Source organism: Brevundimonas faecalis (genome assembly GCF_040549405.1).
In the GTDB taxonomy this organism is placed as follows: domain Bacteria; phylum Pseudomonadota; class Alphaproteobacteria; order Caulobacterales; family Caulobacteraceae; genus Brevundimonas; species Brevundimonas faecalis.
The window spans coordinates 961,564-987,461 of sequence record NZ_JBEPTF010000001.1 but is presented as its reverse complement, the minus strand read 5'-3'; the positions used below and the strand labels follow the sequence as shown (position 1 = coordinate 987,461).

Below are 25,898 nucleotides of genomic sequence, written 5' to 3'. Positions count from 1 at the left end.
GCGCTTGATCCGGTCAGCTGTTTTCCAGCTCCACGTTCAGGCCCAGCGAGCGCATTTCCTTCACGAGCACGTTGAAGGACTCGGGGATGCCGGCCTCGAAGCTGTCGTCGCCGCGGACAATGGCCTCGTAGACCTTGGTCCGGCCGGCCACGTCGTCCGACTTCACCGTCAGCATTTCCTGCAGGGTGTAGGCGGCGCCATAGGCTTCCAGGGCCCAGACCTCCATTTCCCCGAAGCGCTGACCGCCGAACTGCGCCTTACCGCCCAGCGGCTGCTGGGTGACGAGCGAGTACGGGCCGATCGAGCGTGCGTGGATCTTGTCGTCGACCAGGTGGTGCAGCTTCAGCATGTAGACATAGCCGACCGTGACCGGACGCTTGAACTGCTCGCCCGTCTGACCGTCGAACAGGATCGACTGGCCCGACGGATCCAGATCGGCCGCTTCCAGCAGGTCCTCGATGTCCGAGATGTGCGCGCCGTCGAAGACCGGAGTCGCGAACGGAACGCCCTTGGACAGGTTCTGAGCCAGTTCGATCAGCGCGTCGTCGCTCTGCGGCAGCGGGGTGTCGGCGCCGTAGATCTCGGTCAGACGCGACACCAGGGCGTCGCGCATGCCGCCGTCCATCCACTGCTCGAGCAAGCCCTTGATCTGCTTGCCCAGGCCGGCGGCGGCCCAACCCAGGTGGGTCTCGAAGATCTGGCCGATGTTCATGCGCGAAGGCACGCCCAGCGGGTTCAGAACGATGTCGACGTGGGTGCCGTCGTCCAGGTGCGGCATGTCCTCGATCGGCAGGATCTTGGAGATGACGCCCTTGTTCCCGTGACGGCCGGCCATCTTGTCGCCCGGCTGAAGCTTGCGCTTCACGGCCACGAAGACCTTGACCATCTTCATGACGCCCGGGGGCAGTTCGTCGCCGCGCTGCAGCTTCTCGACCTTGTCCTCGAAGCGGCGGTCGAGGGCCTTACGGGCGTCCTCGAACTGTTTCTTCATGGCCTCCAGCTCGCCCATCGCCTTCTCGTCTTCGAGGGCGACCTGCCACCACAGGCCCTTGGACACTTCGGCCAGCTTCTCGTCGGTCACTTCGCCGCGGCCCATGCCCTTCGGACCGGACACGGCGACCTTGCCGAGCAGCAGGGGCTTCAGGCGGCCGTAGACGTTGCGCTCCAGGATCTTGAGCTCGTCGTCGCGGTCCTTGCCCAGGCGTTCGATCTCGGCGCGTTCGATCGCCATGGCGCGCTCGTCCTTGTCGACGCCGTGACGGTTGAAGACGCGCACGTCGACGATGGTGCCGGCGACGCCGGGCGGCAGACGCAGCGAGGTGTCGCGCACGTCCGAAGCCTTCTCGCCGAAGATGGCGCGCAGCAGCTTCTCTTCCGGGGTCATCGGGCTTTCGCCCTTCGGCGTCACCTTGCCGACCAGGATGTCGCCCGGCTGGACCTCGGCGCCGATGGCCACGATGCCGGCCTCGTCGAGGTTGCGCAGGGCTTCCTCGCCGACGTTCGGGATGTCGCGGGTGATTTCCTCCGGCCCAAGCTTCGTATCGCGGGCCATGACCTCGAATTCCTCGAGGTGGATCGAGGTGAAGATGTCGTCGCGCACGATGCGCTCGGAGATCAGGATGGAGTCTTCGAAGTTGTAGCCGTTCCAGGGCATGTAGGCGACCAGGACGTTACGGCCCAGGGCCAGTTCGCCCAGGTCCGTCGACGGGCCGTCGGCGATGACGTCGCCGGTCTTCACTTCATCGCCCACGCGCACGATCGGGCGCTGGTTGATGCAGGTCGACTGGTTGGAGCGCTGGAACTTCGACAGGCGATAGATGTCGACGCCCGAACGGCCGGCGTCCACGTCGCCCGTGGCGCGAACCACGATGCGGGTGCCGTCGATCTGCTCGACCACGCCGTCACGACGGGCGATCACCACGGCGCCGGAGTCCACGGCCACGACCGCTTCCATGCCGGTGCCGACCAGCGGCGCGTCCGACTGCACCAGAGGCACGGCCTGACGTTGCATGTTGGCGCCCATCAGGGCGCGGTTGGCGTCGTCGTTTTCCAGGAAGGGGATCAGGGCGGCGGCGACCGAAACGACCTGCTTCGGCGACACGTCCATCATGTCGACCGTTTCCTTGGTCAACAGCTGGGATTCGCCGTTGATCCGGCCGGGGACCAGTTCGTCGATGATCTCGCCGTCCTTCAGGTCGATGTTGGCCTGGGCGATGACGTGCTTCGCCTCTTCCATGGCCGAGATGTAGACCACCTCGTCCGTGGCCTTGCCTTCGACCACGCGGCGGTACGGGCTCTCGATGAAGCCGTACTTGTTGACGCGGGCGTGGGTGGCCAGGGAGTTGATCAGACCGATGTTCGGGCCTTCCGGCGTTTCGATCGGGCAGATGCGGCCGTAGTGGGTCGGGTGAACGTCGCGGACCTCGAAGCCGGCGCGCTCACGCGTCAGACCACCCGGGCCAAGCGCCGAAAGGCGACGCTTGTGGGTGATTTCCGACAGCGGGTTCGTCTGGTCCATGAACTGCGACAGCTGCGACGAGCCGAAGAATTCACGCACGGCGGCGGCGGCCGGCTTGGCGTTGATCAGGTCGTGCGGCATGACCGTGTCGATATCGACCGAGCTCATGCGCTCCTTGATGGCGCGCTCCATCCGCAACAAGCCGACGCGGTACTGGTTCTCCAGCAGTTCGCCGACCGAGCGGACCCGGCGGTTGCCCAGGTTGTCGATGTCGTCGATCTCGCCGCGGCCGTCCTTCAGGCCGACCAGGATCTGCAGGACCTTCAGCACGTCTTCCTTGCGCAGGACGCGGATCTCGTCCGAGACCTCCGGGCTTTCCAGGCGCATGTTCATCTTGACGCGGCCCACGGCCGACAGGTCGTAGCGCTCGGCGTCGAAGAACAGCGACTGGAACATGGCCTCGGCCGCTTCCGGGGTCGGCGGCTCGCCCGGACGCATGACGCGATAGATGTCGAACAGGGCGTCTTCCCGGCCCGTGTTCTTGTCCACGCGCAGGGTGTTGCGCATGTAGGCGCCGACCGTGACGTGGTCGATGTCCAGCACGTCGATGGTGGTGAAGCCGTTCTCTTCCAGCAGGGCGATGGCGGCGGCGTCCAGCTCGTCGCCGGCCTCGGCGTAGATCTCGCCCGTCTCATAGTTGACGGCGTCGGCGGCCAGATACTTGCCCAGCAGGGCGTCGGCGGCCAGCGACAGCGACTCCAGGCCGCCTTCGGCCAGCTTCTTGGCGGCGCGGGCGCTGATCTTCTGACCGGCCTGGGCGACCACTTCGCCGGTGGCGGCGTCGATCAGGTCGAACTCGGGCTTCACCCCGCGCCAGCGCTCGGGCTTGTAGGGCGTGACCCAGCCTTCGCCGCGCTTCTCATAGGGCACGGTCTCGTAGAAGGTCTTCAGGATCTCCTCGCCGTCCATGCCCAGACCCATCAGGAAGCTGGTGGCGGGCAGTTTGCGGCGGCGGTCGATGCGGACGTAGACGATGTCCTTGGCGTCGAACTCGAAGTCCAGCCACGAGCCGCGGTACGGGATCACGCGGGCGGCGAACAGCAGCTTGCCCGACGAGTGGGTCTTGCCCTTGTCGTGGTCGAAGAAGACGCCCGGCGAGCGGTGCATCTGCGAGACGATCACGCGCTCGGTGCCGTTGACGATGAAGGTGCCCTTGTCCGTCATGAGCGGGATGTCGCCCATGTAGACGTCCTGCTCCTTGATGTCCTTGACCGAACGGGCGCCCGTTTCTTCCTCGGTCTCAAAGACGATCAGGCGCAGCTTGACCTTCAGCGGCGCGGCATAGGTCATGTCGCGCTGGATGCATTCCTCGACGTCATACTTCGGCTCCTCGAACTCGTAGGAGACGTACTCCAGGACGGCGCGCTCGTTGAAGTCCTTGATCGGGAAGACCGACTTGAAGACCGCTTCGACGCCCTGGTCCTTGCGCAGGCCGCTGCGCACTTCGCGCTGCAGGAACTGCTCGTAGGAAGCGCGCTGAACCTCGATCAGGTTCGGCATCTTCACCGCTTCGGGGATGCGCCCGAACGAGTGACGAATACGCTTCTTTCCGGTGAACGAGGTGGCGGAGGCGATCTTACCCAGGGCGAGACCGTCAGAGGAGTTTGCCATTCTGTTTTCCCAATCGCGAGCCGCCGGGAAGAGACGGGCCCGCTGTCAATGCAGCAGCCACGGCCCGCCGACCGGCGATCCGTGACCGAAAGTTCTCTCGGCGTCCACCCTCGATCCACGACGGGATCAGGACGCCTGATATGCCCGCTCCTTGGGAAAGGAGCGACGCCTGCGCACCGGTCGGAGGGCGACAAACCGGGCCTCGGCGCTTTCGCGCGGGATTCATGGAATCTGCGGGAGGCGCATATATACGCCGATCTCCGGCGAAATAAAGGCCCCCTTCCCTCTTTCCTCCCCATGCATGGGGAGGTGGCGCGGGCGCGCAGCGTCCGTGACGGAGGGGGCGACGCCGCCCTCCGCCGTGAGGCGAAACGATCAGGCGTCGCGTCGCGCCCTGCACCGCTTCGCGGCCCCCGCTCCAGGGGGGAGACACCGCCGTTCCTTGTGTTAAGCTCCGCCGTATGAAACGCGCCCTCGTCCTGACCGCCGCCGCCCTCGCCGCCCTGTCGGCCGCCGCCTGCGCCACCGCGCCCGCCGCCCCCGTCGCCGTGGCCCCGCAAGGTCCCGCGACGCAGGAGAACTGGGAGGTCGGCCAGGCCGCCTATCTGATGTGGAACGGCCAGCAGCGCGGCTGGACCACCACCCCCTCGGGCCTCCAGTACCGCCGCGTGGGCAAGGCCGCCCCCGCGGGGACCCAGCCCGCCGCGACCGACACGGTCAAGGTCCACTATCGCGGCACCTTCATCGACGGGCGCGAGTTCGACAGCTCCTATTCGCGCAACGAGCCCGCGACCTTCCCGCTGAACCGCGTCATCAAGGGCTGGACCGAGGGCGTGGCCCTGATGCGCACCGGCGAGACCTATGAGTTCGTCATCCCCGCCGACCTGGCCTACGGCTCGCGCTGGATGGGGACCGAAATCCCCGCCAACTCGGTCCTGCGCTTCACCGTCGAACTGCTCGAAGTGAACCCGGCGCGCTAGGCCTGCGCCCCTAGCTCAGGTCCATGCCCGGCCGCCATCCGCTGTCGGCCAGCACCGCCTTGACGTCCGTCGCCTGCAACAGCCGCCGCAGGGCCTCCCGCTTGTCCGGGGCCTTGCGGTAATAGGCCTTGGCGATCCGATAGCCGACCCAATAGCCCAGGTCGCCCGGCTTCTCCGGCGTCGAATTATAGACCCAGGCCGTCAGGTCGGTCTTGTCCAGGTCGGCCATGAAGGCCGTCTCGATCTCCAGTTCCCGCCCCCGCGTCTGCGGCTCCAGATAGGCGTAGGCCGGCGCGCCCGTCATCAGCTCGGTCACGAACTCGGCCACCCCTTCCGCCATCGACACCTCCAGCACCGTGAAGTCCTCCTTCTCGGTCAGCTCCGGCGCCTGCTGGGTGTGGGCGAACTCGTGGATCAACACGCGATAGAAGCGGTCCTCCATGTCGGGATTGATGAAGCGGGTGGCGCACAGGGCCTCCAGCCCGATCTGGATGCCCGTCACCGGACTGCCCACGGCCACCGGCTTGCCGCGCCCGATCACCAGGGTCGCGGCCGGAAAGTCCGCTTCCGGATACTGTTCCGCGAACCGGGCCATGGCCTCCATCGTCCGCGCCCGCACGCGCGGCAGGGCGGCGGCGCAGGTCCTGGCCTCGGCATAGAGCTCCGGTCGGGCGGTGTTGGCTTCCGCCATCCGCGCCCCGGTCACGTTCCGCGCCTGGGCCAGGTATTTCAGGCCCGCCGATCCCCCGTCCAGATAGGCCTGAAGCTGTTCGGCGCTCGGCCGCCCCTCCGTCGCCTCGTACAGGGCGAAGAAGCGATCGACGTCGCCGGTCTCGATCACCAGATCCTGCGCCGCGACGCCCGCCCCGCCCCCCAGGATCAGCAGCGCCGCCGCCGCGCCCGCCAGAAACCGTTTTCCGCCCATGACCATCCCCCGAAACCTCTCCTGATCCCCATGCGGACGCGCGCTGCGACGCCCCCGCCTGAACACCCTAAAACGCGGGCGTTCGCCCGCAGCTATGCATAACCGCGCCTCCCAATCCCAATGAATTTCAGGGATTGCGCGCTTTCGCGACCCAAACGCCAGCCTGGGTTCCAGGCGGGCTTAGACTCGCAACATGACCCAGGAACACGCCGAAGACGCCCCGCCCCGCACCCGCCGCTCCGAGGCCCTCTGGGCCCTGGCCCGCGCCGACTATCTCGCGGGCGGCAGCGCGCCCGAGGTCTGCGAGCGGCACGGCCTCAACCTCTCGACCTTCCGCTACCGCGCCCGTGTCGAAGGTTGGCGCCGGGCGGATCAGCAGGAAACGGCCGAGAACGCCCCCTTCGCCGACAACTGGGACCTGGACCGCCCCAGCCCGACCGAAGGCCGCCTCGACAACGCCCGGGAAGGCTACCCGGACCTGCACGACCCCTATTACGTCGTCGAGGAGGACGGCGACTATTCGCTCGGGAGCATCTACGCCGAGCCCAAGGAACTGGCCGACCTCGCCTGGCTGGCCGCCGAGCGCGCCATCCGCGCCGGCCGCATGATCGAGGCGCGGGGCTGGACCCGCATCCATCGCGACCTGGCCGCCACCAGCCGCGCCTCGCCCGGGAGTCGCGCCGCCCACGCCCATCAGAGCCTGATCAAGACCGAGATGGAGGCAGTGAAGCAGTTCGCCCTCCTCCAGGACCTCCGCACCCAGATCGACCGCGCCAAGGCCGACCTGACCCTGTTGAAACAGGACTGACGCCCCCATTGCACTCATTGCACTGTTTTTTCATTGCACGGTGCAATCGCCTCCCCGCCTGCTGAAGAAGAAGGGATCACGCAGGCGTGGCCGGGACGGCCGCAGGTTTCGCCTCCTCGCGCCTTGACGCCTCGTGCGACACAATGTCGTCTGCGGCCTCGATTTTCCGGGGGCTGCGCGCGCGGCCGTCTTTTCCGAGTTCAGCCGTCATGAAGCCTGCCCTCCTGGCCTCCGCCGCCGCCCTTCTTCTGATCTCGACGGGCGCGCCCGCATTCGGTCCGGCCTGGGCCAAGGCTGGGGTCCAGGTCGGGACCCCCGCCCTGCCCGTCGCCCTGGCGCCCGTGCCGGAAGCCCGCGACGTCGCCTATCCCGGCGTCATCAGCCTAGACGTCGACGCCACCGACATCGACCGCCGCCTAGTCCAGGTGCGCCAGACCATTCCCGTGACCCAGGCCGGGCCGATGGTCCTGCTCTATCCGCAATGGCTGCCGGGCAACCACAGCCCCGCCGGCCCCGTCGCCAACGTCGGCGGCCTGACCTTCACCGCCAATGGCCAGCGCCTGGAATGGGTGCGCAACACCGCCAACCCCTGGGCCTATCAGATCGAGGTGCCCCAGGGCGTCAGCCAGGTCGAGGTCGCCTTCCAGTGGCTGACCCCGATCGAGGGCAATCAGGGCCGCGTCGTCGTCACGCCCGAGATGCTGAACATCCAGTGGGAGAAGGCCCTGCTCTATCCGGCGGGCTACTACTCGCGCCAGATCACCTTCAAGCCGACGCTGAAACTGCCCGCCGGCTGGAACTACGGCGCCGGGCTCGACACCGTCAGCTTCGAAAACGGCCTGGCGACCTTCGCCCCCATCACCCTCGACCACCTGGCCGACAGCCCCGTCTTCGCCGGCCAGCACTATCGCCAGATCGACCTGGATCCCGGCGGCCGCTCACCGGTCCGCCTCAACGTCGTGGCCGACACGGCCAAGATGCTGGAGGCCTCGGACGAGCACATCCAGCTCCACCGCAACCTGGTCCAGCAGGCCGACCGCCTGTTCGGCGCCCGCCATTACAACCACTACGACTTCCTGCTGGCCGTGACGGACAAGCTGGGCGGCATCGGCCTGGAGCATCAGCGCTCGTCCGAGAACAGCGTCGATCCCAAGTATTTCACCGACCGCGAAGGCACCCTCGCCGACCGGGACCTGCTGGGTCACGAATACACCCATAGCTGGAACGGCAAGTGGCGCCGCCCCGCCGACCAGATGACGCCCAACCTCAACGAGCCGCTGCAGAACTCCCTGCTCTGGGTCTATGAGGGCCAGACGCAATACTGGGGCCTGGTCCTGACCGCCCGCGCGGGTCTGATGAGCAAGCAGCAGGCCCTGGACGTCCTGGCCATGACCGCCGCCAGCTTCCAGAACATCCCCGGCCGCCAGTGGCGCGCCATGCAGGACACCACCAACGACCCCATCATCAGCCAGCGCCGGCCCCAGCCCTGGGGCTCCTACCAGCGCAGCGAGGACTACTACCGCGAGGGGTCGCTGATCTGGCTCGACGCCGACACTCTGATCCGCGAACGCTCGGGCGGGAAACAGTCCCTGGACGACTTCGCCAAGGCCTTCTTCGGCGTCCAGGACGGCGACTGGAACCCCGCCCCCTACACCTTCGACACCGTGACCTCGACCCTGAACGGGGTCCAGGCCAACAACTGGTCCGCCTTCCTGCGCGAGCGCCTGGACGCCGTCGGCCCCGCCTCGCGCGGCCCGCTGGACGGCATCGAGCGCGGCGGCTACCGCCTGGTCTTCAAGGAGCAGCCGTCCGGCTACATGGGCGCCCTGCACAAGGAGCTGGGCCGCAACGACTTCACCTATTCGCTCGGCTTCATGATGAACGGGTCGAACCGGATCACCTCAGTCCTCTGGGGCGGCCCGGCCTTCGAGCAGGGCCTGACCTCGGGCTGGGAAGTCGTCGCCGTCGGCGGCCGCGCCGCCTCGGCCGACGCGCTGAAGGAGGCCGTCACCGCCGCCAAGGGATCGACCGACCCGATCGAGCTGATCCTCAAGAACGGCGACCGCTTCAAGACCGTCCGCTTCGACTACCACGACGGCCTGCGCTACCCCCACCTGGAACGGATCGAGGGCACGCCGGACCGCCTGGGCGACATCCTGTCGCCTCGCCGTCGCTGACGCCGCCTGCCAAGCCTTACGCCTGATCCTCCTTGAGTTCTGGACGCCCAATGACCCGTCGCCTGCCCGCCGCCGCCCTCGCCCTCCTGCTGGCCTCCGCCGCGCCCTCGGCCTTCGCCCACAGCCAGGCCTGGACCGGCCCCCAGGCGCCGGCCGCCCCGACGCCTCAGAACACGCCCCTGGCCCTGCCCCGCGCCCTGCCGCCGATCCCGGCGCCGACGGCCGAGGCCTACCCCGGCGTCATCCGCTATGAGGTCGACGCCACGGACGTCGAGAAGAAGATCATCCGCGTCCGCCAGACCATCCCGGTCCAGCCGGGCCATCTGGTCCTGCTCTATCCCAAGTTCCTGCCGGGCAATCACGCCGCCACCGGCCCGATCCAGCTGATCGCGGGGCTGGACATCCAGGGGGGCGGCGCCCGCCTCGACTGGCTGCGCGACACCATCGACCCCTACGCCTTCCACCTGGACGTGCCCTCGGGCGTCAGCGAGATCACCGTCGACTTCCAGTGGCTGACCCAGCCCGACAACTCGACCTGGCGCGTGGTCATGACGCCCGAGATGGTCAATCTCCAGTGGGAGAAGGCCCTGCTCTATCCGGCGGGCTATCGCTCGACCGGGATCACCTTCGCCCCGTCGATCCGCCTCCCCCAGGGCTGGAAGTACGGCGTGGCCCTGGAGACCGAAAGCCACGTCGACGGCCTGGCGACCTTCAGGCCGACCGACCTCTACAGCCTGATCGACAGCCCCCTGTTCGGCGGCGCCCACTTCCAGCGGATCGCCATCGACCCTCGTCGCGGAAGCGGCGAAGGCGCCGTCCACCTGAACATCGTCGCCGACGCGGCCAAGGACCTGGCGCCCACGCCCCAGCAGCTCCAGTGGTTCGAGAACCTGGTGGGCCAGACCGACCTGCTGTTCGGCGCCCGTCCCTATGACCGCTACGACTTCCTGGTCGCCGCCACCGCCAGGCTGGGCGGCATCGGCCTGGAGCATCACCGCTCGTCCGAGAACTCGGTCCCCGCCGACTTCTTCACCGACTGGGGCAAGGACCTGGGCGCGGCGGGCCTCCTCCCGCACGAGTTCGTCCACGCCTGGAACGGCAAGCGCCAGCGCCCGGCCGACGAACTGACCGCCAACCACAACATCCCGACCCAGAACACCCTCCTGTGGGTCTACGAAGGCCAGACGGAATACTGGGGCGACGTCCTGACCGCCCGCGCGGGCCTGGCCTCCAAGGAGGACGTCCTGGGGATCATCGCCGAGAACGCCGCCTTCTACGACAACCAGCCGGGCCGGGCCTGGCGTCCGCTCCAGGACGTGAACAACCACAACCTCCTGGGCTATCGGACCACCAACCCCTACGCCTCCTGGATGCGCGGCACGGGCGACTACTATCGCGAGTCCGCCCTGATCTGGCTGGACGCCGACACCCTGATCCGCGAGTCGACGGGCGGGAAGAAGTCGCTGGACGACTTCGCCCGGGGCTTCTTCGGCGGCGACGACGGCTCCTGGGCGCCGCGCGGCTACAGGTTCGAGGACGTAGTCGCGGCCCTGAACGCCGTCCATCCCCACGACTGGGCGACCTTCCTGCGGACCCGCCTGGACGCCAGCGGTCCCGACGCCAGGGCGCCGCTGGACGGCCTGGCGCGCGGCGGCTACCGCCTCGTCTACACCGACAGCCTGACCGCCGCCGAGAAGCGCGTCCGCGACGGCTGGCAGCGCGACTTCCAGTATTCCCTGGGCTTCACCCTGTCCTCCTCGAACAAGCTGACCGGCGTCCGCTGGGGCGGCCGCGCCTTCGAGGCCGACATCGGTCCCGGCTGGGAACTGGTCGCCGTCAACGACACGGCCGCCTCGGCCGAGAAGCTGCGCGAGGCCGTCTCCGCCGCCAAGGGGACCGACGCCCCCATCCGCCTGCTGCTCAAGAACGGCGACCGCTACCGCACCGTCGCCTTCGACTACCACGACGGCCTGCGCTACCCGCGCCTGGAACGCATCCAGGGGACGCCGGACCGCCTCGGCGACATCCTCGCCCCCCGCCGACGCTAGTGTGTCCTTATCTCCTCCCCCGTTCACGGGGGAGGGGGACCGCCGAAGGTGGTGGAGGGGGCGACCACAGCCGCCGACGGCAGCCAAACTTCCACCGACGCCCGCCTGCCTCCGGACACCACAGCCCGATCCCTCGCCCCCTCCACCATGCTCCGCATGGTCCCCCTCCCCCGCTCCGCAGGGGAGGAGAAGAAAGCCCCCAAACAGAAAACGGGCCGGAGGTTTTCCCTCCGGCCCGCTTCCTTGAAGTCTGAGCCTCGGCCCGAAGGCCGAAACGCAAAATCCGATCTTACTTGATCTGGACCTTGGCGCCGGCTTCTTCGAGCTTCTTCTTCAGCTCTTCAGCGGCTTGCTTCGAGACGTTCTCGACGACGTTCTGCGGAGCGCCTTCGACCAGGTCCTTGGCTTCCTTCAGACCCAGGTCGGTGCGGACGCCGCGGACTTCCTTGATCACGTTGATCTTCTTGTCGCCGCCGTCAACCAGGACAACGGTGAACTCGGTTTGCTCTTCAGCGGCTTCAGCCGGAGCGGCGGCGCCGGCGACGGCGGCGACGGCGACCGGAGCGGCGGCCGAGACGCCCCACTTGTCTTCCAGCAGCTTCGACAGTTCAGCGGCTTCCAGGACGGTCAGGGCCGACAGTTCTTCAACGATCTTGGCGAGATCAGCCATTTTAGTCTTCCTTCGGTAGGATGAGGTTCAGAGAGATATGCAGAGATGACGGGGCTTAGGCGGCGTCTTTGGTCGCGTAGGCGTTGAAGACGCGAGCCAGTTGGCCGGCGGGTGCTTGCAGAACGCCAGCGACCTTGGTCGCCGGGGCTTGCAGCAGGCCGATCAGCTTGCCACGCAGTTGGTCCAGCGACGGCAGCTTGGACAGGGCGTCGACGCCCGCGGCGTCCAGCACCTTGTCGCCCATGAAGCCGCCGATGAGCTTGAACTTGTCGTTGCCCTTGGCGAATTCAGCTGCGACCTTCGCAGCGGTGACCGGATCCGAAGCGTAGGCGATGCCCACCGGACCCTTGAACAGATCGTGGTAGGCGCTGCCTTCCTCGACGCCCAGCGCCTTCAGCGCCAGACGGTTCTTCACCACCTTGAACGCGCCGCCTTCTTTACGAAGGCGACCACGCAGGTCTTCCATCTCCGCAACGGTCAGACCCAGGTTGTGGGTCACGACCACGGCGCCCGCGTCGGCGAAAACGCTCTTCAGCGATTCGATCGACTCGGCTTTTTGTGCGCGGTCCATTGCGGTCTCCAGTTCGGTATTCGCCGCCGGGCTTATTCCCGACGACGGATTTGGCTTAAGCGCCATGCATCGCTGCACCGCGTTCAGGCCGGTCTTATTGTCCGAAGGAAGCAGGCCCGCCCGCCGGGAAACCAGCAGGGCAAAAGGTCTTTGCATCCCCATCTCCCCACGGCGTCAGAAGGCTCTCTGACGATTATGACGCAGGCGACCCCCGCGTCCCGAAGTTCTCGGACAGGATCCGCCAGGACCGAAGCCCTGACGAGAAGCCGCGCTCTATACACGGCTCCGCGAGAAAATCAACGGCGCGGCGACTTTGTCGTCGGCGCCTCCTTGGCGGCGTCGGCGGTGCAGTCGAACTCGCCGCAGAACTTGGTCAGCAATTCCGTGAGGAACGACCTCTGGAAAGCCTGCATCGCGCCGCCCAGGGCGCCGCCGACTTCCATCTGCTTGAAGGCGATGTCCTGTCCCATCGGCGCCTCATAGAAGGCGATCATGGCGTTCAGCTCCGCCTCGGTGAAGCGCGCCGCATACTCGACCTTCGCGCTCTCGATCAGGGGGCGCATATTGGTTTCCATGATCGTCGGCAGGCTTCTGCGCATCCACGTCGCCTGCGCATCGGTCAACCGGTCTCCCGCCTGAGTGATCTGCTGCTCGATCAAGCCCTGCATGACCTTGTCCATGCCTACCAGGGTCAACCGCACGAGCCGTTCAGCCAAGGCTGTGCGCGCATCGTCGCGCACCACCACCCGAACAGAAGCGGACTGTTCCTTGTTCGACGCTTCCTGAGCCGCCGCACTCGTCGATAAGGCCAGCGCCGACGCTACGCCTAAGGCGATCAAACTCGATTTGAACATAGCCCCTCCCAAACGCCGTCCTGTTTTCAGATTTCGCCGTTCTTGGCAACAAGGAGACGGAAGATCAGGGCCTCGGCGCCGCGCCCTCGCAGGTGAAGGCGGCGCAGAAGCCCGCCATCAGTTCCTGGCTATAGGCCTGCTGCAGGCCCAGGATCTCCATCCTCTGGTCCACGGCGACGGCGTTCTCCTTGACCGTGACCGAGCGCCCTACGGGACTGTCGCGGAAGGCGACCATGGCCCGCAGTTCCTCCTCGGTGAAGCGCTCGGCGTAGAGGGTCTTCATCCGCTCCATCATCCGCTCGATGTGGACGCCCAGGATACGCGGCGCGTTCTCGCCCAGCCAGGCGCGCTCCGCGTCGCTGTAGCCGGTCGCCGCCGCCAGTTCGACCGCGACGGCCTCGTTCAGGGTCTGCTTCACCCCTCCCCCCACCGCCAGCTCGACATAGCGCTCCGCCAGCGCAGATCGGGCGTCCTGCGCTGAAGCCGGCGACACAGCCAAGCCCAGGCTCAGGCTCAAACTCAGGGCGATCAGAAGGCCAGTGGGTGTCCGCATCGGCGCCGTCCTCATGTTTCAGCCCCAGTCTCACACGACCGGGCCGCGACGGCTATGGCGATCAGGGCCTGAAGCGTCGGATCAGTTCGGCCAGGTCCGCTTCATGGACGGCCTCGGCGGCCTCGGCCTGGCTCATCCAGCGGCGTCGGCGTTGCTGGTCCTCGGGCCAGCCGCCCAACTGGATCAGGACTTCCAGCGGATAGACGGCGACGACGCAGGCCTGCTCCGCTCCGGACTTCAGCCGCTTGGCGTAGCGGAAATGGCCGACGGGCGTCTCCAGCATCTCGCCCTGGACGCCCGCCTCCTCATAGGCCTCCTGCGCCGCGGCCTGGGGATCGGTCTTGCCGACCATGCGGCCGCCCTTGGGAATGACCCAGCGCCGCGTTTCGCGCGAGGTGATCATCATCACCTCGACGCCGTCCGCCCCCCGACGCCAAGGCAGGGCGGCCACCTGGCGGTTCTCGGACGTCTCTGTGCGCGCGGCCCCGGTCATCAGGTCAGGAACAGTCCGCCGACAAAGTAGAAGACGGCCCCGATGGCGGCGGCGGCGGGCATGGTGATGAACCAGGCCGTGACGATGCTGCGCGCCACGCTCCAGCGCACGGCCGAGACCCGCTTGGCCGCGCCGACGCCGACGATGGCGCCGGTGATGGTGTGGGTGGTCGAAACCGGAATGCCCATGCTGGTCGCCGCGAACAGGGTGATGGCGCCGCCCGTCTCGGCGCAGAAGCCTTGCTGCGGGCTCAGACGCGTGATGCGCGAGCCCATGGTGTGGACGATCTTCCAGCCGCCGAACAGGGTGCCCAGGGCGATGGCCGCCTGACAGGTGATGACCACCCAGAAGGGCACGTGGAACTCCCCGCCCAACATGCCGCGCGAATAGAGCAGGATGGCGATGATGCCCATGGTCTTCTGCGCGTCATTGCCCCCGTGTCCCAGGGAATAGGCCGAGGCGGAGACGAACTGCAGCCCCCGGAAGACCCGGTCCGCGAAGGCGGGATTGGCCCGGACGAACAGCCAGGACACGATCAGCACCAGCAGCAGGGCCAACAGGAAGCCGATGGCCGGCGACATGAAGATGGCGCCCACCGTCTTCAGCACCCCGGCGATCACCACGGCCCCGGTCCCCGCCTTGGCGATCCCCGCCCCCAGCAGGCCGCCGACCAGGGCGTGCGAACTGGACGAAGGAATGCCGCCCATCCAGGTGATGACGTTCCAGCTGATGGCTCCCATCAAGGCGCCGAAGATGACCTGGTCCGAGATGACGTCGGGCGAGATGATCCCTCGCCCAATGGTGTCGGCCACGTGCAGGCCGAAGAAGAGGAAGGCGATAAAGTTGAAGAAGGCCGCCCAACCGACCGCATAGATGGGCGGCAGCACCCGCGTCGCCACGATGGTGGCGATGGAGTTGGCCGCGTCGTGCAGGCCGTTCAGGAAGTCGAACAGCAGGGCGACGCCGATCAGGAAGACCAGGATCAGGAGGGCGTGATCCATCGGGCCCTACAGGTGCTCGACCAGGACGCCGTTGATGCGGTTCGCCACGTCCTCGAAGCGGTCCACGACCTTCTCCAGGTGATCATAGATCTCGCCGCCGATGATGAAGCCCAGGGTGTTGCCCCCGGTCATGTCGTGACGGTGCAGTTCGTACAGGGCCTTCATGCCCTCGTCGTAGAGGGCGTCGCTCTTGCTCTCCAGCAGGGCGATCTGCTCGGTCAGGGCGTTGAGCCGCTCGTGGTTCTTGCGCATGGCCGGCAACAGGGAGACGGCTTCGGCCGTCAGGGCGCCGCACTGGACGGCGATGTCGCCCAGTTCCTGCATCTTGGGCGCGAACTCGCGGACCTCGTACAGGTCCACGACCTTGGCCGTCTTCTGCATCTGGTCGATGGTGTCGTCCAGGGAGTTGGTCAGGCCCCGGATGTCCGAACGGTCGAAGGGGGTGATGAAGCTGCGGCGCACGGCGAACAGGACCTCGCGCGCCACGGCGTCGGCCTCATGCTCGTGATCCACCACCTTCTGGCGCCACTCGGACACCGTCTCTCCGCCGTCCATCATCCGACGCATGGCCTCCGCGCCCTGCACCAGGGTGGCGGCGTGGGCGTCGAACAGGCGGAAGAAGTTATCTTCCTTGGGCAGCAGGGCCTGGAACCAGCTCAGCATGGATCGTCTCCGCAACAGCCGCCCGAGGCGACCGCGCTCAAAACCGGAATTCCCCCGCCCCCGTCAAGCCGTCCGGGTACGGAATTTTCACTCATGTCGACCGGCGATCATAAACCTGCTGCGCCTGCTCCACCTCGGGCATGCGGGTTTCAGCCCAGTCGATCATCGGCTGGATCGCCTGGACCAGGGTCAGACCCAGGGGGCTGACGGCGTAGGTGACGGATACGGGGACCGTGGCCTCCACCGTCCGGACGGCCAGTCCGTCCCGCTCCATCTGGCGCAGGGTCTGGCTGAGCATCTTCTGGGACACGCCCTCGACCCGGCGTTTCAGAGCGTTGAAACGCATCGGACCGTCAGCGAGCGTGGTCAGCAGCAGGACCGTCCACTTGTCCGCGATCCGGTCCAGCAGCAACCGCGTCGGACAGTTGGCGGCGTAGACGTCGCCGCGCCAGGTTTCCGCCGGGTGACCAGGTGAGATTTCGGTGCCTTCTTGCATAGGAACTTTCGGTAGCACACCTGGTTTCCATTGGTAACCAACTGGAGACTCCCCATGAAAGTCGCAGTCCTGGGCGCGAGCGGTCGCGCCGGCTCGGAGATCGTCAAGGAACTGGCCCGACGCGGCCATCAGGTGACGGGCGTGGCCCGGCGTCCTGAGCGCGTGCCCGCCCTGGACGGCGTCACGGCGATCAGCGGCGACGTCAATGATCCGGACGCCCTGGCGTCGCTGATCCAAGGCGCAGACGCCGTGGTCAGCGCCGTCATGTTCACCGACAGCGATCCGGAAGCCCTGATCGCGGCCGTCAAGGCGGCGGGCATTCCGCGCTACCTGGTCGTCGGCGGCGCCGGCAGCCTGGAGGTCGCGCCCGGCCTGGCCCTGATCGACACCCCCGACTTCCCCGAGGCCTACAAGCCGGAGGCCGCGGCCGGCGGACGCTTCCTGCAGCGCCTGCGCAGGGAGAAGGATCTGGACTGGACCTTCCTCTCCCCCTCGGCCCTGTTCGACGGCGACCAGAGGACCGGCGCTTTCCGCCTGGGCGAGGACGCCCTGCTGGTCGATGCAAAGGGGAACAGCCGCATCTCCTTCCCCGACTACGCCGTCGCCATGGTCGATGAGATCGAGACGCCCCGGCACGCCCGCCGACGCTTCACCGTCGGCTACTGAGAGAGGACGCCCGATGAAGACTCTTCTGATCGCCGCGACCGCGCTTGGCCTGACAGCCCTGTCCACCCCGGCCGCCGCCCAGACGGACCAGAGCCCGACCGAAGCCGCCAACGCGCGGATCGTCGCCGACTTCTACGACATGGCCTTCAACCGTCATCAGCCGACCCAGGCCGCGCGCCTCTACATCGGGGACCGGTATATCCAGCATAATCCGGCCGTACCGAACGGGGCCGCCGCCTTCTACGGCTATTTCGAAGGCTTCTTCAAAGACCACCCCCAGTCCCGCGCGACCATCCATCGGGTGATCGCGGACGGCGACCTGGTGGCTCTGCACGTCCATTCCCAGGAGACGCCCGACGATCCGGGCCGCGCCATCGTGGATATCTTCCGCCTGGAAAACGGCAAGATCGTCGAGCATTTCGACGTCATCCAGGCCGTGCCCCGGACCACGGCCAACGGCAACACCATGTTCGACGGCGACAAGGCCGACTAAGACAAAGGCCCCGGAGATCGCTCTCCGGGGCCTTCATTTTTCTTGGCCTACCGCCTGACGGCTGCTTAGGCCGTCAGCCTATCAGGCGCCCAGCGAGGCCGGGTCGACCTTGAAGCCCGGGCCCATGGTCGACGACAGGGTGATGCGCTTCACATAGGTGCCCTTGGCGCCCGAGGGCTTGGCCTTGTTCAGGGCGTCCACGTACGCCTTGACGTTGGCTTCCAGGGCTTCCTGCGTGAAGGAGACCTTGCCGATGCCGCCGTGAGCGATACCGGCCTTCTCGACGCGGAACTCGACGGCGCCGCCCTTGGCGTCCTTGACGGCCTGGGCGACGTTCGGGGTCACGGTGCCGACCTTGGGGTTCGGCATCAGGCCGCGCGGACCCAGCACCTTACCCAGACGGCCGACCAGGGCCATCATGTCGGGCGAGGCGATGACGCGGTCGAAGTCCATCAGGCCGCCGTTGATCTGCTCGTACAGATCCTCGGCGCCGACGTATTCAGCGCCGGCGGCGCGGGCTTCGTCAGCCTTGGCGTCCTTGGCGAAGACGGCGACCTTGACGTCGCGGCCGGTGCCCGACGGCAGGTTGACCACGCCGCGGACCTGCTGGTCGGCGTGACGCGGGTCGACGCCCAGGTTGACGGCGATTTCCATCGACTCGTCGAACTTGGCCTTGGCGTTGTCCTTGACCAGCTTGATGGCGTCCGAGAACGACAGCAGTTCCTGGGTGACGCCGGTGCGGGCTTTTTGAGCCTTGGTTTGCTTAGCCATGGATTAGCCCTCCACCACTTGGATGCCGATCGCGCGGGCCGAGCCTTCGATGATGCGCATGGCAGCGTCGATGTCGTTGGCGTTCAGGTCTTTCATCTTCGCTTCAGCGATCTCGCGGACTTGCGCCTGCGTGACCTTGCCGGCGATCTCGCGGCCGACCAGCTTGGCGCCCGACTTAATGCCGGCGGCCTGCTTCAGGTAGAAGGTGGCCGGCGGGGTCTTGGTGATGAAGGTGAAGGACTTGTCCTGATAGACCGTGATGACGGTCGGCAGCGGGGTGCCCTTGGCGACCTTCTCGGTGCGCGCGTTGAACTCCTTGCAGAAGCCCATAATGTTGACGCCGCGCTGACCCAGAGCCGGGCCGATCGGGGGCGAAGGGGTGGCCGAACCGGCCGCCACTTGCAGCTTGATATAGCCGAGAATCTTCTTGGCCATTGGTCTCTCCTATGAATGACCCGACGACGATGCGGCAGGCCGGTGAGCCGTGGTCTGGCATGGCTGCCTCCCACGGATTTGCCGCCGGACGACTCGAAGGCCGTTCAGCGAAGGCGCGCGTGTAGCAGGACAGGGCCATGAAGGCAAATGGACAGCCGCACAGCACGCCCGAAACGCAAAACGGCGGCCCGAAGGCCGCCGCTGCAAAGGCTTGGATGGAGGAGCCGATCAGGCGCCGACCTTCTCCACCTGATTGTATTCCAGGTCCACCGGGGTCGGGCGGCCGAAGATGGAGACGGCCACGCGCAGGCGGGCGTTTTCCTCGTCGACGCTTTCGACCTGGCCGTCGAAGCTGGCGAAGGGACCGTCGATGACCTTGACGGTCTCGCCGATGTCGAAGCGGATGGTGGGCTTCGGACGTTCCACGCCCTCTTCCACCTGACCGATGATGTTCTGGACCTCACGTTCCGAGACCGGCAGGGGCTTGGTGCCGCCCGCGGCGCCCAGGAAGCCCGTGACCTTCGGCGTGTTCTTGACCAGGTGATAGGCGTTGTCGGTCATCTCCATCTTCACCAGCACGTAGCCGGGGAAGAATTTGCGTTCCGAGTTCACCTTGCGGCCGCGACGGATCTCGACGACTTCCTCGGTCGGAACCAGGATTTCGGAGAAGGCGTCTTCCAGGCCTTGCTGCTTCGCCTGCTCGCGCAGTTGTTCCGCGACCTTCTTTTCGAAGTTCGAGTAGGCGTTGACGATATACCACTTGTGGCGGGGATTGGCCGCCGGCTTGGGCGCTGCATCGCTCATGTGCGCGTCTCCTTTACTGGCCGAGGCCGAGAATGAAGCGGGACGCGAAGCCCAGCCCCGTATCGACGATCCAGAAGAAAATCGAGGCGATCAGCACCATGATGAAGACCATCACCGAGGTGATCCAGGTCTCCTTGCGGCTGGGCCAGACGATCTTGCGGGCTTCAGCGCGGACCTGGCTGAAGAACTGGGCAGGCGACGTCTTCTTCTTGGGCGAGGGCGCATCGACAGCGACCGTGGCTGCGCCTTGCGCGGCGGCTGCGGTCTGGTTTCCCACGGTGCGGCGACCGCCTGGGGTCTTCGCCTTGGCCATATGACGTCTCTTCAACCTCTGGAACCTGTCGCCTCACATGGGAACTCCCAAGCGACTGCGACAGGGGGAATGGCAGGAGCGGAGGGACTCGAACCCACGACCCTCGGTTTTGGAGACCGATGCTCTACCAGCTGAGCTACACTCCTAGTGTCCCGGACAAGGATCAATGCGCCGTGAGCAAGCTCGACGGCGCTAACCTCGCCAGAGGGGCGCATATGCCTGACGGTCGATCGCATTTCAAGGGGCGTTTCGCGATAAGCGCCGACAGATGCGCAGGTTTGTTCAGAACAGCCGCGCCACGGCGCTGGGCTCGTAGCTGACGCCTTGCACCTCGCGTTCGGGATCGCCGATCGAGAAGGTCTGGGCGCGGCTGCGGCCGGCGATGACGGCGACGGCCTCCACCGTCTCGGGAATCACCTTGACCACCGCCACGGCGTCCGCGCCCGGCGCCCAGGGGGTGATGTCCGGCGAGCGGGCGACGATCCGGTCGTTCAGGCGTCGGACCTCGTCACCGTCGGTCACTTCTTCCGCCCGGCCGTCGATGGACAGGCCGACCGCCTCCCCTTCCGCGCCCACGCCGCGGACGGCGACGCCGACGCGGGGATCGGCGGTGATGTTGCGCAGCTTCTCGCTGTCGCGGGCGGTGACGAAGTAGAGGTTCAGTCCATCGTTCAGATAGCCCAGGGTGCTGGCCTGGGGCCGCCCGTCCGCCCGATTGGTCGCCAGGGTCATCAGGTTCTGCGACGCCAGCAGCTTCAGCACGGCGGCCACCGCCGCGCCGTGGATGGGGATGACGCCGGATGCTTGTTCTGCGCTCATGACGTGAACTCCTTATGCGGTGAACCTGCGGCGACCTCGCCGGGTTCACCTTGACACAGATCAAGGCGGTTGGGCTTCAAGCGCGCGAAATGGCCGCATGACCCAGTCCCGCCTCACCCAGGACGTTCATTGGCCAGACGCCCCGCGCCTGGATGTCGTTCCCCTGACCGAGGCCGAGGCGCCGGCCGAGTTCGCCCTGGCCCGGATGTGGCGACCCGATCTGGGCGCCGATCAATGGCGGACCTTCCTGCGCGACTGGCGCGCGGCCCCCGACAGCCGCGGCATCCTCAGCGCTCGGAGCCTGCGCGGCGGCGTCCTGGGCTTCGTCAGTTGGTGGCGGCAGCCGGATCTGGAGTTCGGCGAAACACTGTGGGCCGGTCCCTTCGTGGTGCGCGAGATGGGGGTTCGCCCCCTGGTCCGGCAAAGCCTGGCAGTGGAACTGACCGCCCTGGCCCATCGGCTGGGCGCCAGGCTGCGCTACGCCGAGGACTAGAGTCGAAGGCTGGGACAGCCTGCCCACTTCGAAAGCGAATCCCGTTCCGCTAGGCTGAGGCGGAATGCCGGAGTCGATCATGACCGCCCGAAACGCCGCCCTGGCCGAAGCCCCAGACGTCCGTCTCGAGGACGTGCATCCCTGCGCGACCTGCGGCGCCCGGCCTCTGGGCGTCTGCGCGGACCTGAAGGGGCATGAACTCCAGAACATGGCCTGCGCCAGCGAAACGGTGACGGCCCAGCCAGGTCAGGCCCTGTTCCATGAGGGCGACCCCAACCCCTATGTCTTCAACGTCGTCGAGGGGGCGGTGAAGCTGTACCGCCTGCTGCCGGACGGCCGGCGCCAGATCACCGGCTTCCTGTTCCAGGGCGACTTCCTGGGCCTGGGCGGACGCGGAACCTCCAGCTTCACGGCCGAGGCCTTGACGCCCCTGAGCGCCTGCCGCTTCAGACGCGGCGACTTCGACCGCCTTCTGGACGCCCTGCCCGCTCTGGAGCACCGCCTGGTGGCCATGGCGGGCGACGAGCTGATGGCGGCGCAGGAACAGATCGTCCTCTTGGGCCGCAAGACGGCGCGAGAGCGGATCGCCAGCTTCCTGACCCGCCTGTCGGCGCGACAGGTGCAGTTGGGCGGCGCTGAAGGCCGGGTCCACCTGCCGATGACGCGGCTGGACATCGCCGACTACCTGGGCCTGACCATAGAGACGGTCAGCCGGGTCTTCACCCAGTTCAAGACCTCGGGCCTGATCCGGTTGCTGCCCGACAACGAGGTCGCCCTGCCCGATCCCGAAGCGCTGAAGGCCCTGGGCGACGGCGCCGCCTGAAAGATTCGCGCCGAAAGGGGCGAAAGGGGTACGGGCTGACGTCCCGCACCCCCGCCCGCATCGACCGGACCGTTCCGAACCTCAGAACTTCCGGCCGACGCCCACCGACACGACCCAGGGGTCAAGGCTGACGCTGCTCTTCAGCGCGCCGTCGTTGATGCTGGCGTCCGTGTCGAACCACACCTTCTTGGCGTCCAGGTTCAGGGTCCAGGGACCCGACAGGTTCCAGTCGGCCCCGGCCTGAAGCGCCACGCCGAACCCGTTGTCCAGGTCGACCTCGAAGCCGTTTCTGTCCTTGCCGTCGAAGAAGGCCATGTAGCTGACCCCGGCGCCCAAATAAGGGCTGACTACCGCATTCGGCGTCGGCCGATACTGCAGCGTCACCACCGGCGGCAGGACCCAGGTCTCGTGCACCGCGACGTCCGTTCCGACGCCCTTGGCGCGAACCTCGTGTCGGGTCGCCCCCAGGATGGCCTCGACCGCCCAGTGATCGGCGACGAAATAGGTGAAGCCCAGGGTCGGCATCCAGTCGTCGCCGACGTCGACCTTCAGGCCGCTGTCGGCCCCTGCGGCCGTGACGATGGCGTCGTCGGCCTGAGGCAAGACGCCGGTCATGCGGGCGGTGACGATCAGGGAGCCCTTGCCCACCGGCTCGGGCGCGGCCGTCTGGGCATGGGCGGCGCCCGCCAGGGTCAGGGCTCCGGCGGCGGCCAGGAGTGCGGCGGCGGTTTTCATAAGGTCTATCCCCGACAATCGCCGGATCGAGGGAGGGTCCGGCTTCGATGTCGAAGACATCAGGCCACGCCCTGCCCCGCCGCGCCTTGATCCATCGCAACCCCGTGAAAAAGGCGCACGAAAAAGCCTCCCCGACCCAGGTCAGGGAGGCTGAGCATCGTCGGTGGAAGGCTCAGGGTTCCGACCGGCCCTCATCGCCTTCGTCATACAGATGGAACTCGTGCCAGAGACCGTTCAGGACGCCGAAGGCCACGGCCAGGCCGAGGCCCAGGATCCAGGTGAAATACCACATGGGATGATCTCCTTTCGCGGGATCAGTAGAGGTCGGGGTTGGTCTTCAACGCCTCGGTCGTCGAGCGGCCCCACAGCACCTTGTAGACCCAGGAGGTGTAGAGCAGGACGAAGGGCAGGAAGACCGCGACCACGATCAGCATGATGAACAGGGTCGTGTGGCTGGACGATGCGTTCCACGCCGTCAGGCTGGATTGGGCGTCGATCGAACTGGGCAGAATGAAGGGGAACATCGACAGGCCGACCGTCGAAATGATCCCCGCCGCCGAGGCCGAGGAGCCGCCGAAGGCCAGGGCCGCCGACTTGCGCCACATGCCGATCAGGCCGGCCGCCGCGCCCAGGAAGCCCAGAACAGGGGCGATGATCATCCAGGGATAGCGGCCGTAGTTGTCCAGCCATGCGCCGGGCGCCGCCTCGACCGCCGTGCGCAACGGATTGGAGACGCCGGCCGTGTCCACCACGCCGGTGATGCGGAAACCCATATCGCCGAAGGCGACCATGGCGCCGCCGACAGCGAACAGGACCAGGCTGGCCGCGCCGGCGACGGCGCCGATGGCGCGGGCGCGCTTCAGCACCGGCCCTTCTTCGCCCTTGATCGACAACCAGGCGGCGCCGTGCAGCACCAGCATGGCCACGGACAGCAGACCGCACAGCAGGGTGAAGGGCGTGAACAGGCCCAGCAGGCTGCCTTCATAGAAGCTGCGCAGGTCGCTGGTCAGGCGGAAGGGCGCGCCCATCAGGACGTTGCCGACGGCGACGCCGAAGACCAGCGCCGGAACGAAGCTGCCGATGAACAGACCCCAGTCCCACATGGAGCGCCAGCGCGCCTCGGGCCGCTTGGAGCGATACTTGAACGACACGGGCCGCAGGATCAGCGCGGACAGGACCAGGAACATGGCCAGGTAGAAGCCCGAGAAGCTGACGGCGTAGACCTGGGGCCAGGCGGCGAAGATCGCCGCGCCGCCGACGATGAACCAGACCTGGTTGCCTTCCCAGGTGGCGCCCACGGTGTTGATCACCATGCGGCGCTCCTCGTCCGTCTTGGCGACGAAGGGCAGCAGGGCGCCGACGCCCATGTCGAAGCCGTCCGTCAGGGCGAAGCCGATCAGCAACACGCCCAGCAGTCCCCACCAGATCAGGCGGAGGGTGGTGTAGTCGAGGGGAAGTTCCATCTCTCTATTTCCTTCAACGACCGGGGTCAGGCGACCGCCGGTTCGCCTTCCGTGCTGGCGTCGGCTTCGCGGGCTTCCTGTTCGGCGAACGGCCCCTTCTTGATGGTGCGCAGGATCAGGCCGACCTCGACCACGGCCAGGGCGCCGTAGAGCAGGGTGAAGCAGACGATCGTGGTCCACAGTTGCGGCACGCTGAGGCTCGAGGCGCCGAGGAAGGTCGGCAGGACGCCCTCCACGGCCCAGGGCTGACGACCCACCTCGGCCAGCAGCCAGCCGGATTCGATGGCGATCCACGGCAGGGGAATGGCCAGGACGGCCAGGCGCAGGAACCACCTGGTCTCATGCTTGCGCAGGGTGCACAGGACGAAGGCCAGACCGAACAGGCCGATCATCAGGAAGCCGATCCCGGCCATGATGCGGAAGACCCAGAACATCAGCGGCACGTTGGGCACCGTGTCCCAGGCGGCCTGCTTGATCTGGTCCGGGGTCGCCAGACGCGGGTCCTCGACATAGCGCTTCAGCAGCAGGCCGTAGCCCAGGTCGTTGCGCACGGTCTCGAACTGGGCGCGAGCGGCCATGTCGGTGTGGTCGGCCTTGACCTTCTCCAGGGCGTCATAGGCGACGACGCCGCGTTCGATGCGGTCCTCGGCGACGGCGACCAGTTCCAGGATGCCGATTACCGGCTTGTCGATGCTGCGGGTCGAGATCAGGCCCAGGACATAGGGGATCTTGACCTCGAAATGGGTGTGGCGGTCTTCCAGGCTGGGCAGGCCGAAGGCGGTCAGGCCGGCGGGCGCCGGCTCGGTGCGCCACATGGCCTCCAGGGCGGCAAGCTTCATCTTCTGGTTGTCGGTCAGGGCATAGCCCGACTCATCGCCTAGGACGACGACCGACAGCGACGACATCAGGCCGAAGGCGGCCGCAACCGTCATCGAGCGCTTGGCGAACCCCTTGTGCTTGCCCTTCAGCAGATAGAAGGCCGAGACGCCCAGAACGACCACGGCGGCGCAGACGTACCCGGCCGAGACGGTGTGCACGAACTTGGCCTGGGCCACCGGGTTGAAGATCACCGCCATGAAGTCGGTGATCTCCATGCGCATGGTGTCTGGGTTGAAGGCCGCGCCGACCGGGTTCTGCATCCAGCCGTTGGCGACCAGGATCCACAGGGCCGACAGGTTGGTGCCCAGGGCGACCATGAAGGTGACGAACAGGTGGGCGTGCGGCTTCAGCTTGTCCCAGCCGAAGAACATCAGGCCGACGAAGGTCGCCTCCATGAAGAAGGCCATCAGGCCCTCGATGGCCAGGGGCGCCCCGAAGATGTCGCCGACGTAGTGGGAGTAGTAGGACCAGTTCATGCCGAACTGGAATTCCATGGTCAGGCCGGTGGCCACGCCCAGCACGAAGTTGATGCCGAAGATCGTCCCCCAGAACCGGGTGATGGTCCGCCAGATAGGCCGACGGGTCATCACATAGATGCTCTCCATGATGACCAGCATGAAGGAGAGGCCCAGGGTGAGGGGCACGAACAGAAAGTGGTAAAGCGCCGTCAGTGCGAACTGAAGGCGGGAGAGGTCTACGACCGCCAGGTCGATCATGGGTTATGGCTCCTGACAGCCGGCCCTCATCGACCGGCGTTCTACTATACCTTAAGACGCGGCTTTTCGAGACGCCTTGATCCTGATCAAAGGCCCGGCGCCGAATTCCGGCTAGACGGC

Annotated in this window: 27 protein-coding genes and 1 tRNA gene; 8 read left to right on the top strand and 20 right to left on the bottom strand. The window is 66.9% G+C overall.

What is annotated here, in order from left to right:
* Positions 1 to 13 precede the first annotated feature (13 nt).
* Positions 14 to 4,129, bottom strand: a complete 4,116-nt coding sequence (rpoB, locus tag ABIE19_RS04785) for a DNA-directed RNA polymerase subunit beta (RefSeq protein ID WP_354087984.1) — start codon at positions 4,127 to 4,129, stop codon at positions 14 to 16.
* Positions 4,130 to 4,590: 461 nt separating this feature from the next.
* On the opposite strand from rpoB, the gene ABIE19_RS04780 reads away from it, so the two are divergent.
* Positions 4,591 to 5,109, top strand: a complete 519-nt coding sequence (locus ABIE19_RS04780; RefSeq protein ID WP_354087983.1) for an FKBP-type peptidyl-prolyl cis-trans isomerase — start codon at positions 4,591 to 4,593, stop codon at positions 5,107 to 5,109.
* Positions 5,110 to 5,119: 10 nt separating this feature from the next.
* On the opposite strand, the gene ABIE19_RS04775 is transcribed toward ABIE19_RS04780, so the two are convergent.
* Positions 5,120 to 6,040 (bottom strand): DUF2268 domain-containing putative Zn-dependent protease, encoded by a 921-nt coding sequence (locus ABIE19_RS04775; protein ID WP_354087982.1) that lies wholly within the window; start codon positions 6,038 to 6,040, stop codon positions 5,120 to 5,122.
* Between the two features lie 187 nt (positions 6,041 to 6,227).
* Here ABIE19_RS04775 and ABIE19_RS04770 point away from each other — a divergent pair, with 187 nt between their 5' ends.
* From ABIE19_RS04770 to ABIE19_RS04760, 3 genes are all read left to right on the top strand, one after another.
* The gene (locus ABIE19_RS04770; protein WP_354087981.1) at positions 6,228 to 6,842 is read left to right on the top strand and encodes a hypothetical protein; all 615 of its coding nucleotides are present in this window, start codon (positions 6,228 to 6,230) and stop codon (positions 6,840 to 6,842) included.
* 209 nt (positions 6,843 to 7,051) lie between these two features.
* Complete coding sequence (locus ABIE19_RS04765) at positions 7,052 to 9,019, top strand: M61 family metallopeptidase (RefSeq protein ID WP_354087980.1); 1,968 nt, start codon at positions 7,052 to 7,054, stop codon at positions 9,017 to 9,019.
* Between the two features lie 50 nt (positions 9,020 to 9,069).
* Positions 9,070 to 11,067 (top strand): M61 family metallopeptidase, encoded by a 1,998-nt coding sequence (locus ABIE19_RS04760; RefSeq protein WP_354087979.1) that lies wholly within the window; start codon positions 9,070 to 9,072, stop codon positions 11,065 to 11,067.
* A gap of 289 nt (positions 11,068 to 11,356) precedes the next feature.
* Here ABIE19_RS04760 and rplL read toward each other — a convergent pair whose 3' ends face one another.
* The 8 genes from rplL to ABIE19_RS04720 all read right to left on the bottom strand — a co-directional run bounded on the left by rplL (position 11,357) and on the right by ABIE19_RS04720 (position 16,368).
* Positions 11,357 to 11,737, bottom strand: a complete 381-nt coding sequence (gene rplL / locus ABIE19_RS04755; RefSeq protein ID WP_354087978.1) for a 50S ribosomal protein L7/L12 — start codon at positions 11,735 to 11,737, stop codon at positions 11,357 to 11,359.
* A gap of 55 nt (positions 11,738 to 11,792) precedes the next feature.
* On the bottom strand, positions 11,793 to 12,308 hold the full coding sequence (gene rplJ, locus ABIE19_RS04750) for a 50S ribosomal protein L10 (RefSeq protein ID WP_354088586.1): 516 nt from the start codon (positions 12,306 to 12,308) through the stop codon (positions 11,793 to 11,795).
* 296 nt (positions 12,309 to 12,604) lie between these two features.
* A complete protein-coding gene (locus ABIE19_RS04745; RefSeq protein ID WP_354087977.1) occupies positions 12,605 to 13,162 on the bottom strand; it encodes a DUF2059 domain-containing protein in 558 nt (185 codons plus the stop codon).
* A 64-nt stretch (positions 13,163 to 13,226) separates the two neighbouring features.
* Positions 13,227 to 13,715 carry a DUF2059 domain-containing protein gene (locus ABIE19_RS04740; protein ID WP_354087976.1) on the bottom strand — a complete coding sequence of 163 codons (489 nt, stop codon included), beginning with the start codon at positions 13,713 to 13,715 and terminating at the stop codon, positions 13,227 to 13,229.
* A gap of 61 nt (positions 13,716 to 13,776) precedes the next feature.
* Positions 13,777 to 14,208 carry an NUDIX hydrolase gene (locus tag ABIE19_RS04735; protein ID WP_354087975.1) on the bottom strand — a complete coding sequence of 144 codons (432 nt, stop codon included), beginning with the start codon at positions 14,206 to 14,208 and terminating at the stop codon, positions 13,777 to 13,779.
* Positions 14,208 to 15,209 carry an inorganic phosphate transporter gene (locus tag ABIE19_RS04730; protein ID WP_354087974.1) on the bottom strand — a complete coding sequence of 334 codons (1,002 nt, stop codon included), beginning with the start codon at positions 15,207 to 15,209 and terminating at the stop codon, positions 14,208 to 14,210. The genes ABIE19_RS04735 and ABIE19_RS04730 overlap by 1 nt, the downstream gene beginning before the upstream one ends.
* A gap of 6 nt (positions 15,210 to 15,215) precedes the next feature.
* On the bottom strand, positions 15,216 to 15,872 hold the full coding sequence (locus tag ABIE19_RS04725; RefSeq protein ID WP_354087973.1) for a DUF47 domain-containing protein: 657 nt from the start codon (positions 15,870 to 15,872) through the stop codon (positions 15,216 to 15,218).
* A 91-nt stretch (positions 15,873 to 15,963) separates the two neighbouring features.
* Positions 15,964 to 16,368 (bottom strand): winged helix-turn-helix transcriptional regulator, encoded by a 405-nt coding sequence (locus ABIE19_RS04720; RefSeq protein WP_354087972.1) that lies wholly within the window; start codon positions 16,366 to 16,368, stop codon positions 15,964 to 15,966.
* Between the two features lie 54 nt (positions 16,369 to 16,422).
* Between ABIE19_RS04720 and ABIE19_RS04715 the strand changes: the two genes are divergently transcribed.
* Entirely contained in the window at positions 16,423 to 17,034 is a 612-nt protein-coding gene (locus tag ABIE19_RS04715; RefSeq protein ID WP_354087971.1) for an NAD(P)-dependent oxidoreductase, read from the top strand.
* 13 nt (positions 17,035 to 17,047) lie between these two features.
* On the top strand, positions 17,048 to 17,527 hold the full coding sequence (locus tag ABIE19_RS04710) for a nuclear transport factor 2 family protein (protein ID WP_354087970.1): 480 nt from the start codon (positions 17,048 to 17,050) through the stop codon (positions 17,525 to 17,527).
* Positions 17,528 to 17,608: 81 nt separating this feature from the next.
* Here the strand turns inward: ABIE19_RS04710 and rplA are convergent, their stop codons facing one another.
* The 6 genes from rplA to ABIE19_RS04680 all read right to left on the bottom strand — a co-directional run bounded on the left by rplA (position 17,609) and on the right by ABIE19_RS04680 (position 20,669).
* Positions 17,609 to 18,298 carry a 50S ribosomal protein L1 gene (gene rplA, locus ABIE19_RS04705; RefSeq protein ID WP_354087969.1) on the bottom strand — a complete coding sequence of 230 codons (690 nt, stop codon included), beginning with the start codon at positions 18,296 to 18,298 and terminating at the stop codon, positions 17,609 to 17,611.
* A gap of 3 nt (positions 18,299 to 18,301) precedes the next feature.
* On the bottom strand, positions 18,302 to 18,733 hold the full coding sequence (rplK, locus tag ABIE19_RS04700; protein ID WP_207826319.1) for a 50S ribosomal protein L11: 432 nt from the start codon (positions 18,731 to 18,733) through the stop codon (positions 18,302 to 18,304).
* Positions 18,734 to 18,961: 228 nt separating this feature from the next.
* Positions 18,962 to 19,537: a transcription termination/antitermination protein NusG gene (gene nusG, locus ABIE19_RS04695; RefSeq protein ID WP_354087968.1), complete on the bottom strand. Its 576-nt coding sequence runs from the start codon at positions 19,535 to 19,537 to the stop codon at positions 18,962 to 18,964.
* Positions 19,538 to 19,550: 13 nt separating this feature from the next.
* A complete protein-coding gene (gene secE / locus ABIE19_RS04690) occupies positions 19,551 to 19,850 on the bottom strand; it encodes a preprotein translocase subunit SecE (RefSeq protein WP_354087967.1) in 300 nt (99 codons plus the stop codon).
* A gap of 70 nt (positions 19,851 to 19,920) precedes the next feature.
* A tRNA-Trp gene (locus ABIE19_RS04685) sits at positions 19,921 to 19,996 on the bottom strand.
* 136 nt (positions 19,997 to 20,132) lie between these two features.
* On the bottom strand, positions 20,133 to 20,669 hold the full coding sequence (locus tag ABIE19_RS04680; RefSeq protein WP_354087966.1) for a pyridoxamine 5'-phosphate oxidase family protein: 537 nt from the start codon (positions 20,667 to 20,669) through the stop codon (positions 20,133 to 20,135).
* 97 nt (positions 20,670 to 20,766) lie between these two features.
* Here ABIE19_RS04680 and ABIE19_RS04675 point away from each other — a divergent pair, with 97 nt between their 5' ends.
* Both ABIE19_RS04675 and ABIE19_RS04670 read left to right on the top strand, forming a co-directional pair.
* Entirely contained in the window at positions 20,767 to 21,162 is a 396-nt protein-coding gene (locus ABIE19_RS04675; RefSeq protein ID WP_354087965.1) for a hypothetical protein, read from the top strand.
* A 79-nt stretch (positions 21,163 to 21,241) separates the two neighbouring features.
* Positions 21,242 to 21,985: a Crp/Fnr family transcriptional regulator gene (locus ABIE19_RS04670; RefSeq protein ID WP_354087964.1), complete on the top strand. Its 744-nt coding sequence runs from the start codon at positions 21,242 to 21,244 to the stop codon at positions 21,983 to 21,985.
* A gap of 81 nt (positions 21,986 to 22,066) precedes the next feature.
* Here the strand turns inward: ABIE19_RS04670 and ABIE19_RS04665 are convergent, their stop codons facing one another.
* From ABIE19_RS04665 to ABIE19_RS04650, 4 genes are all read right to left on the bottom strand, one after another.
* Positions 22,067 to 22,720 carry an OmpW/AlkL family protein gene (locus tag ABIE19_RS04665; protein WP_354087963.1) on the bottom strand — a complete coding sequence of 218 codons (654 nt, stop codon included), beginning with the start codon at positions 22,718 to 22,720 and terminating at the stop codon, positions 22,067 to 22,069.
* A gap of 172 nt (positions 22,721 to 22,892) precedes the next feature.
* Positions 22,893 to 23,012: a cytochrome bd-I oxidase subunit CydX gene (cydX, locus tag ABIE19_RS04660; RefSeq protein ID WP_354087962.1), complete on the bottom strand. Its 120-nt coding sequence runs from the start codon at positions 23,010 to 23,012 to the stop codon at positions 22,893 to 22,895.
* 22 nt (positions 23,013 to 23,034) lie between these two features.
* Positions 23,035 to 24,183 carry a cytochrome d ubiquinol oxidase subunit II gene (gene cydB / locus ABIE19_RS04655; RefSeq protein ID WP_354087961.1) on the bottom strand — a complete coding sequence of 383 codons (1,149 nt, stop codon included), beginning with the start codon at positions 24,181 to 24,183 and terminating at the stop codon, positions 23,035 to 23,037.
* A gap of 26 nt (positions 24,184 to 24,209) precedes the next feature.
* On the bottom strand, positions 24,210 to 25,775 hold the full coding sequence (locus ABIE19_RS04650) for a cytochrome ubiquinol oxidase subunit I (RefSeq protein ID WP_354088585.1): 1,566 nt from the start codon (positions 25,773 to 25,775) through the stop codon (positions 24,210 to 24,212).
* Positions 25,776 to 25,898 lie beyond the last annotated feature (123 nt).

Bases quoted from the DNA above. Each gene is read 5' to 3' on its own strand.
- ABIE19_RS04665 (WP_354087963.1), bottom strand. From the start codon at position 22,720: ATGAAAACCGCCGCCGCACTCCTGGCCGCCGCCGGAGCCCTGACCCTG.
- ABIE19_RS04675 (WP_354087965.1), top strand. From the start codon at position 20,767: ATGACCCAGTCCCGCCTCACCCAGGACGTTCATTGGCCAGACGCCCCG.
- cydX (WP_354087962.1), bottom strand. From the start codon at position 23,012: ATGTGGTATTTCACCTGGATCCTGGGCCTCGGCCTGGCCGTGGCCTTC.
- ABIE19_RS04770 (WP_354087981.1), top strand. From the start codon at position 6,228: ATGACCCAGGAACACGCCGAAGACGCCCCGCCCCGCACCCGCCGCTCC.
- rplA (WP_354087969.1), bottom strand. From the start codon at position 18,298: ATGGCTAAGCAAACCAAGGCTCAAAAAGCCCGCACCGGCGTCACCCAG.
- ABIE19_RS04670 (WP_354087964.1), top strand. From the start codon at position 21,242: ATGACCGCCCGAAACGCCGCCCTGGCCGAAGCCCCAGACGTCCGTCTC.
- ABIE19_RS04680 (WP_354087966.1), bottom strand. From the start codon at position 20,669: ATGAGCGCAGAACAAGCATCCGGCGTCATCCCCATCCACGGCGCGGCG.
- ABIE19_RS04775 (WP_354087982.1), bottom strand. From the start codon at position 6,040: ATGGTCATGGGCGGAAAACGGTTTCTGGCGGGCGCGGCGGCGGCGCTG.
- rplK (WP_207826319.1), bottom strand. From the start codon at position 18,733: ATGGCCAAGAAGATTCTCGGCTATATCAAGCTGCAAGTGGCGGCCGGT.
- ABIE19_RS04735 (WP_354087975.1), bottom strand. From the start codon at position 14,208: ATGACCGGGGCCGCGCGCACAGAGACGTCCGAGAACCGCCAGGTGGCC.
- secE (WP_354087967.1), bottom strand. From the start codon at position 19,850: ATGGCCAAGGCGAAGACCCCAGGCGGTCGCCGCACCGTGGGAAACCAG.
- ABIE19_RS04740 (WP_354087976.1), bottom strand. From the start codon at position 13,715: ATGCGGACACCCACTGGCCTTCTGATCGCCCTGAGTTTGAGCCTGAGC.
- ABIE19_RS04765 (WP_354087980.1), top strand. From the start codon at position 7,052: ATGAAGCCTGCCCTCCTGGCCTCCGCCGCCGCCCTTCTTCTGATCTCG.
- ABIE19_RS04720 (WP_354087972.1), bottom strand. From the start codon at position 16,368: ATGCAAGAAGGCACCGAAATCTCACCTGGTCACCCGGCGGAAACCTGG.
- ABIE19_RS04725 (WP_354087973.1), bottom strand. From the start codon at position 15,872: ATGCTGAGCTGGTTCCAGGCCCTGCTGCCCAAGGAAGATAACTTCTTC.
- cydB (WP_354087961.1), bottom strand. From the start codon at position 24,183: ATGGAACTTCCCCTCGACTACACCACCCTCCGCCTGATCTGGTGGGGA.
- ABIE19_RS04730 (WP_354087974.1), bottom strand. From the start codon at position 15,209: ATGGATCACGCCCTCCTGATCCTGGTCTTCCTGATCGGCGTCGCCCTG.
- rplL (WP_354087978.1), bottom strand. From the start codon at position 11,737: ATGGCTGATCTCGCCAAGATCGTTGAAGAACTGTCGGCCCTGACCGTC.
- rpoB (WP_354087984.1), bottom strand. From the start codon at position 4,129: ATGGCAAACTCCTCTGACGGTCTCGCCCTGGGTAAGATCGCCTCCGCC.
- ABIE19_RS04710 (WP_354087970.1), top strand. From the start codon at position 17,048: ATGAAGACTCTTCTGATCGCCGCGACCGCGCTTGGCCTGACAGCCCTG.
- ABIE19_RS04760 (WP_354087979.1), top strand. From the start codon at position 9,070: ATGACCCGTCGCCTGCCCGCCGCCGCCCTCGCCCTCCTGCTGGCCTCC.
- ABIE19_RS04715 (WP_354087971.1), top strand. From the start codon at position 16,423: ATGAAAGTCGCAGTCCTGGGCGCGAGCGGTCGCGCCGGCTCGGAGATC.
- rplJ (WP_354088586.1), bottom strand. From the start codon at position 12,308: ATGGACCGCGCACAAAAAGCCGAGTCGATCGAATCGCTGAAGAGCGTT.
- ABIE19_RS04745 (WP_354087977.1), bottom strand. From the start codon at position 13,162: ATGTTCAAATCGAGTTTGATCGCCTTAGGCGTAGCGTCGGCGCTGGCC.
- ABIE19_RS04780 (WP_354087983.1), top strand. From the start codon at position 4,591: ATGAAACGCGCCCTCGTCCTGACCGCCGCCGCCCTCGCCGCCCTGTCG.
- nusG (WP_354087968.1), bottom strand. From the start codon at position 19,537: ATGAGCGATGCAGCGCCCAAGCCGGCGGCCAATCCCCGCCACAAGTGG.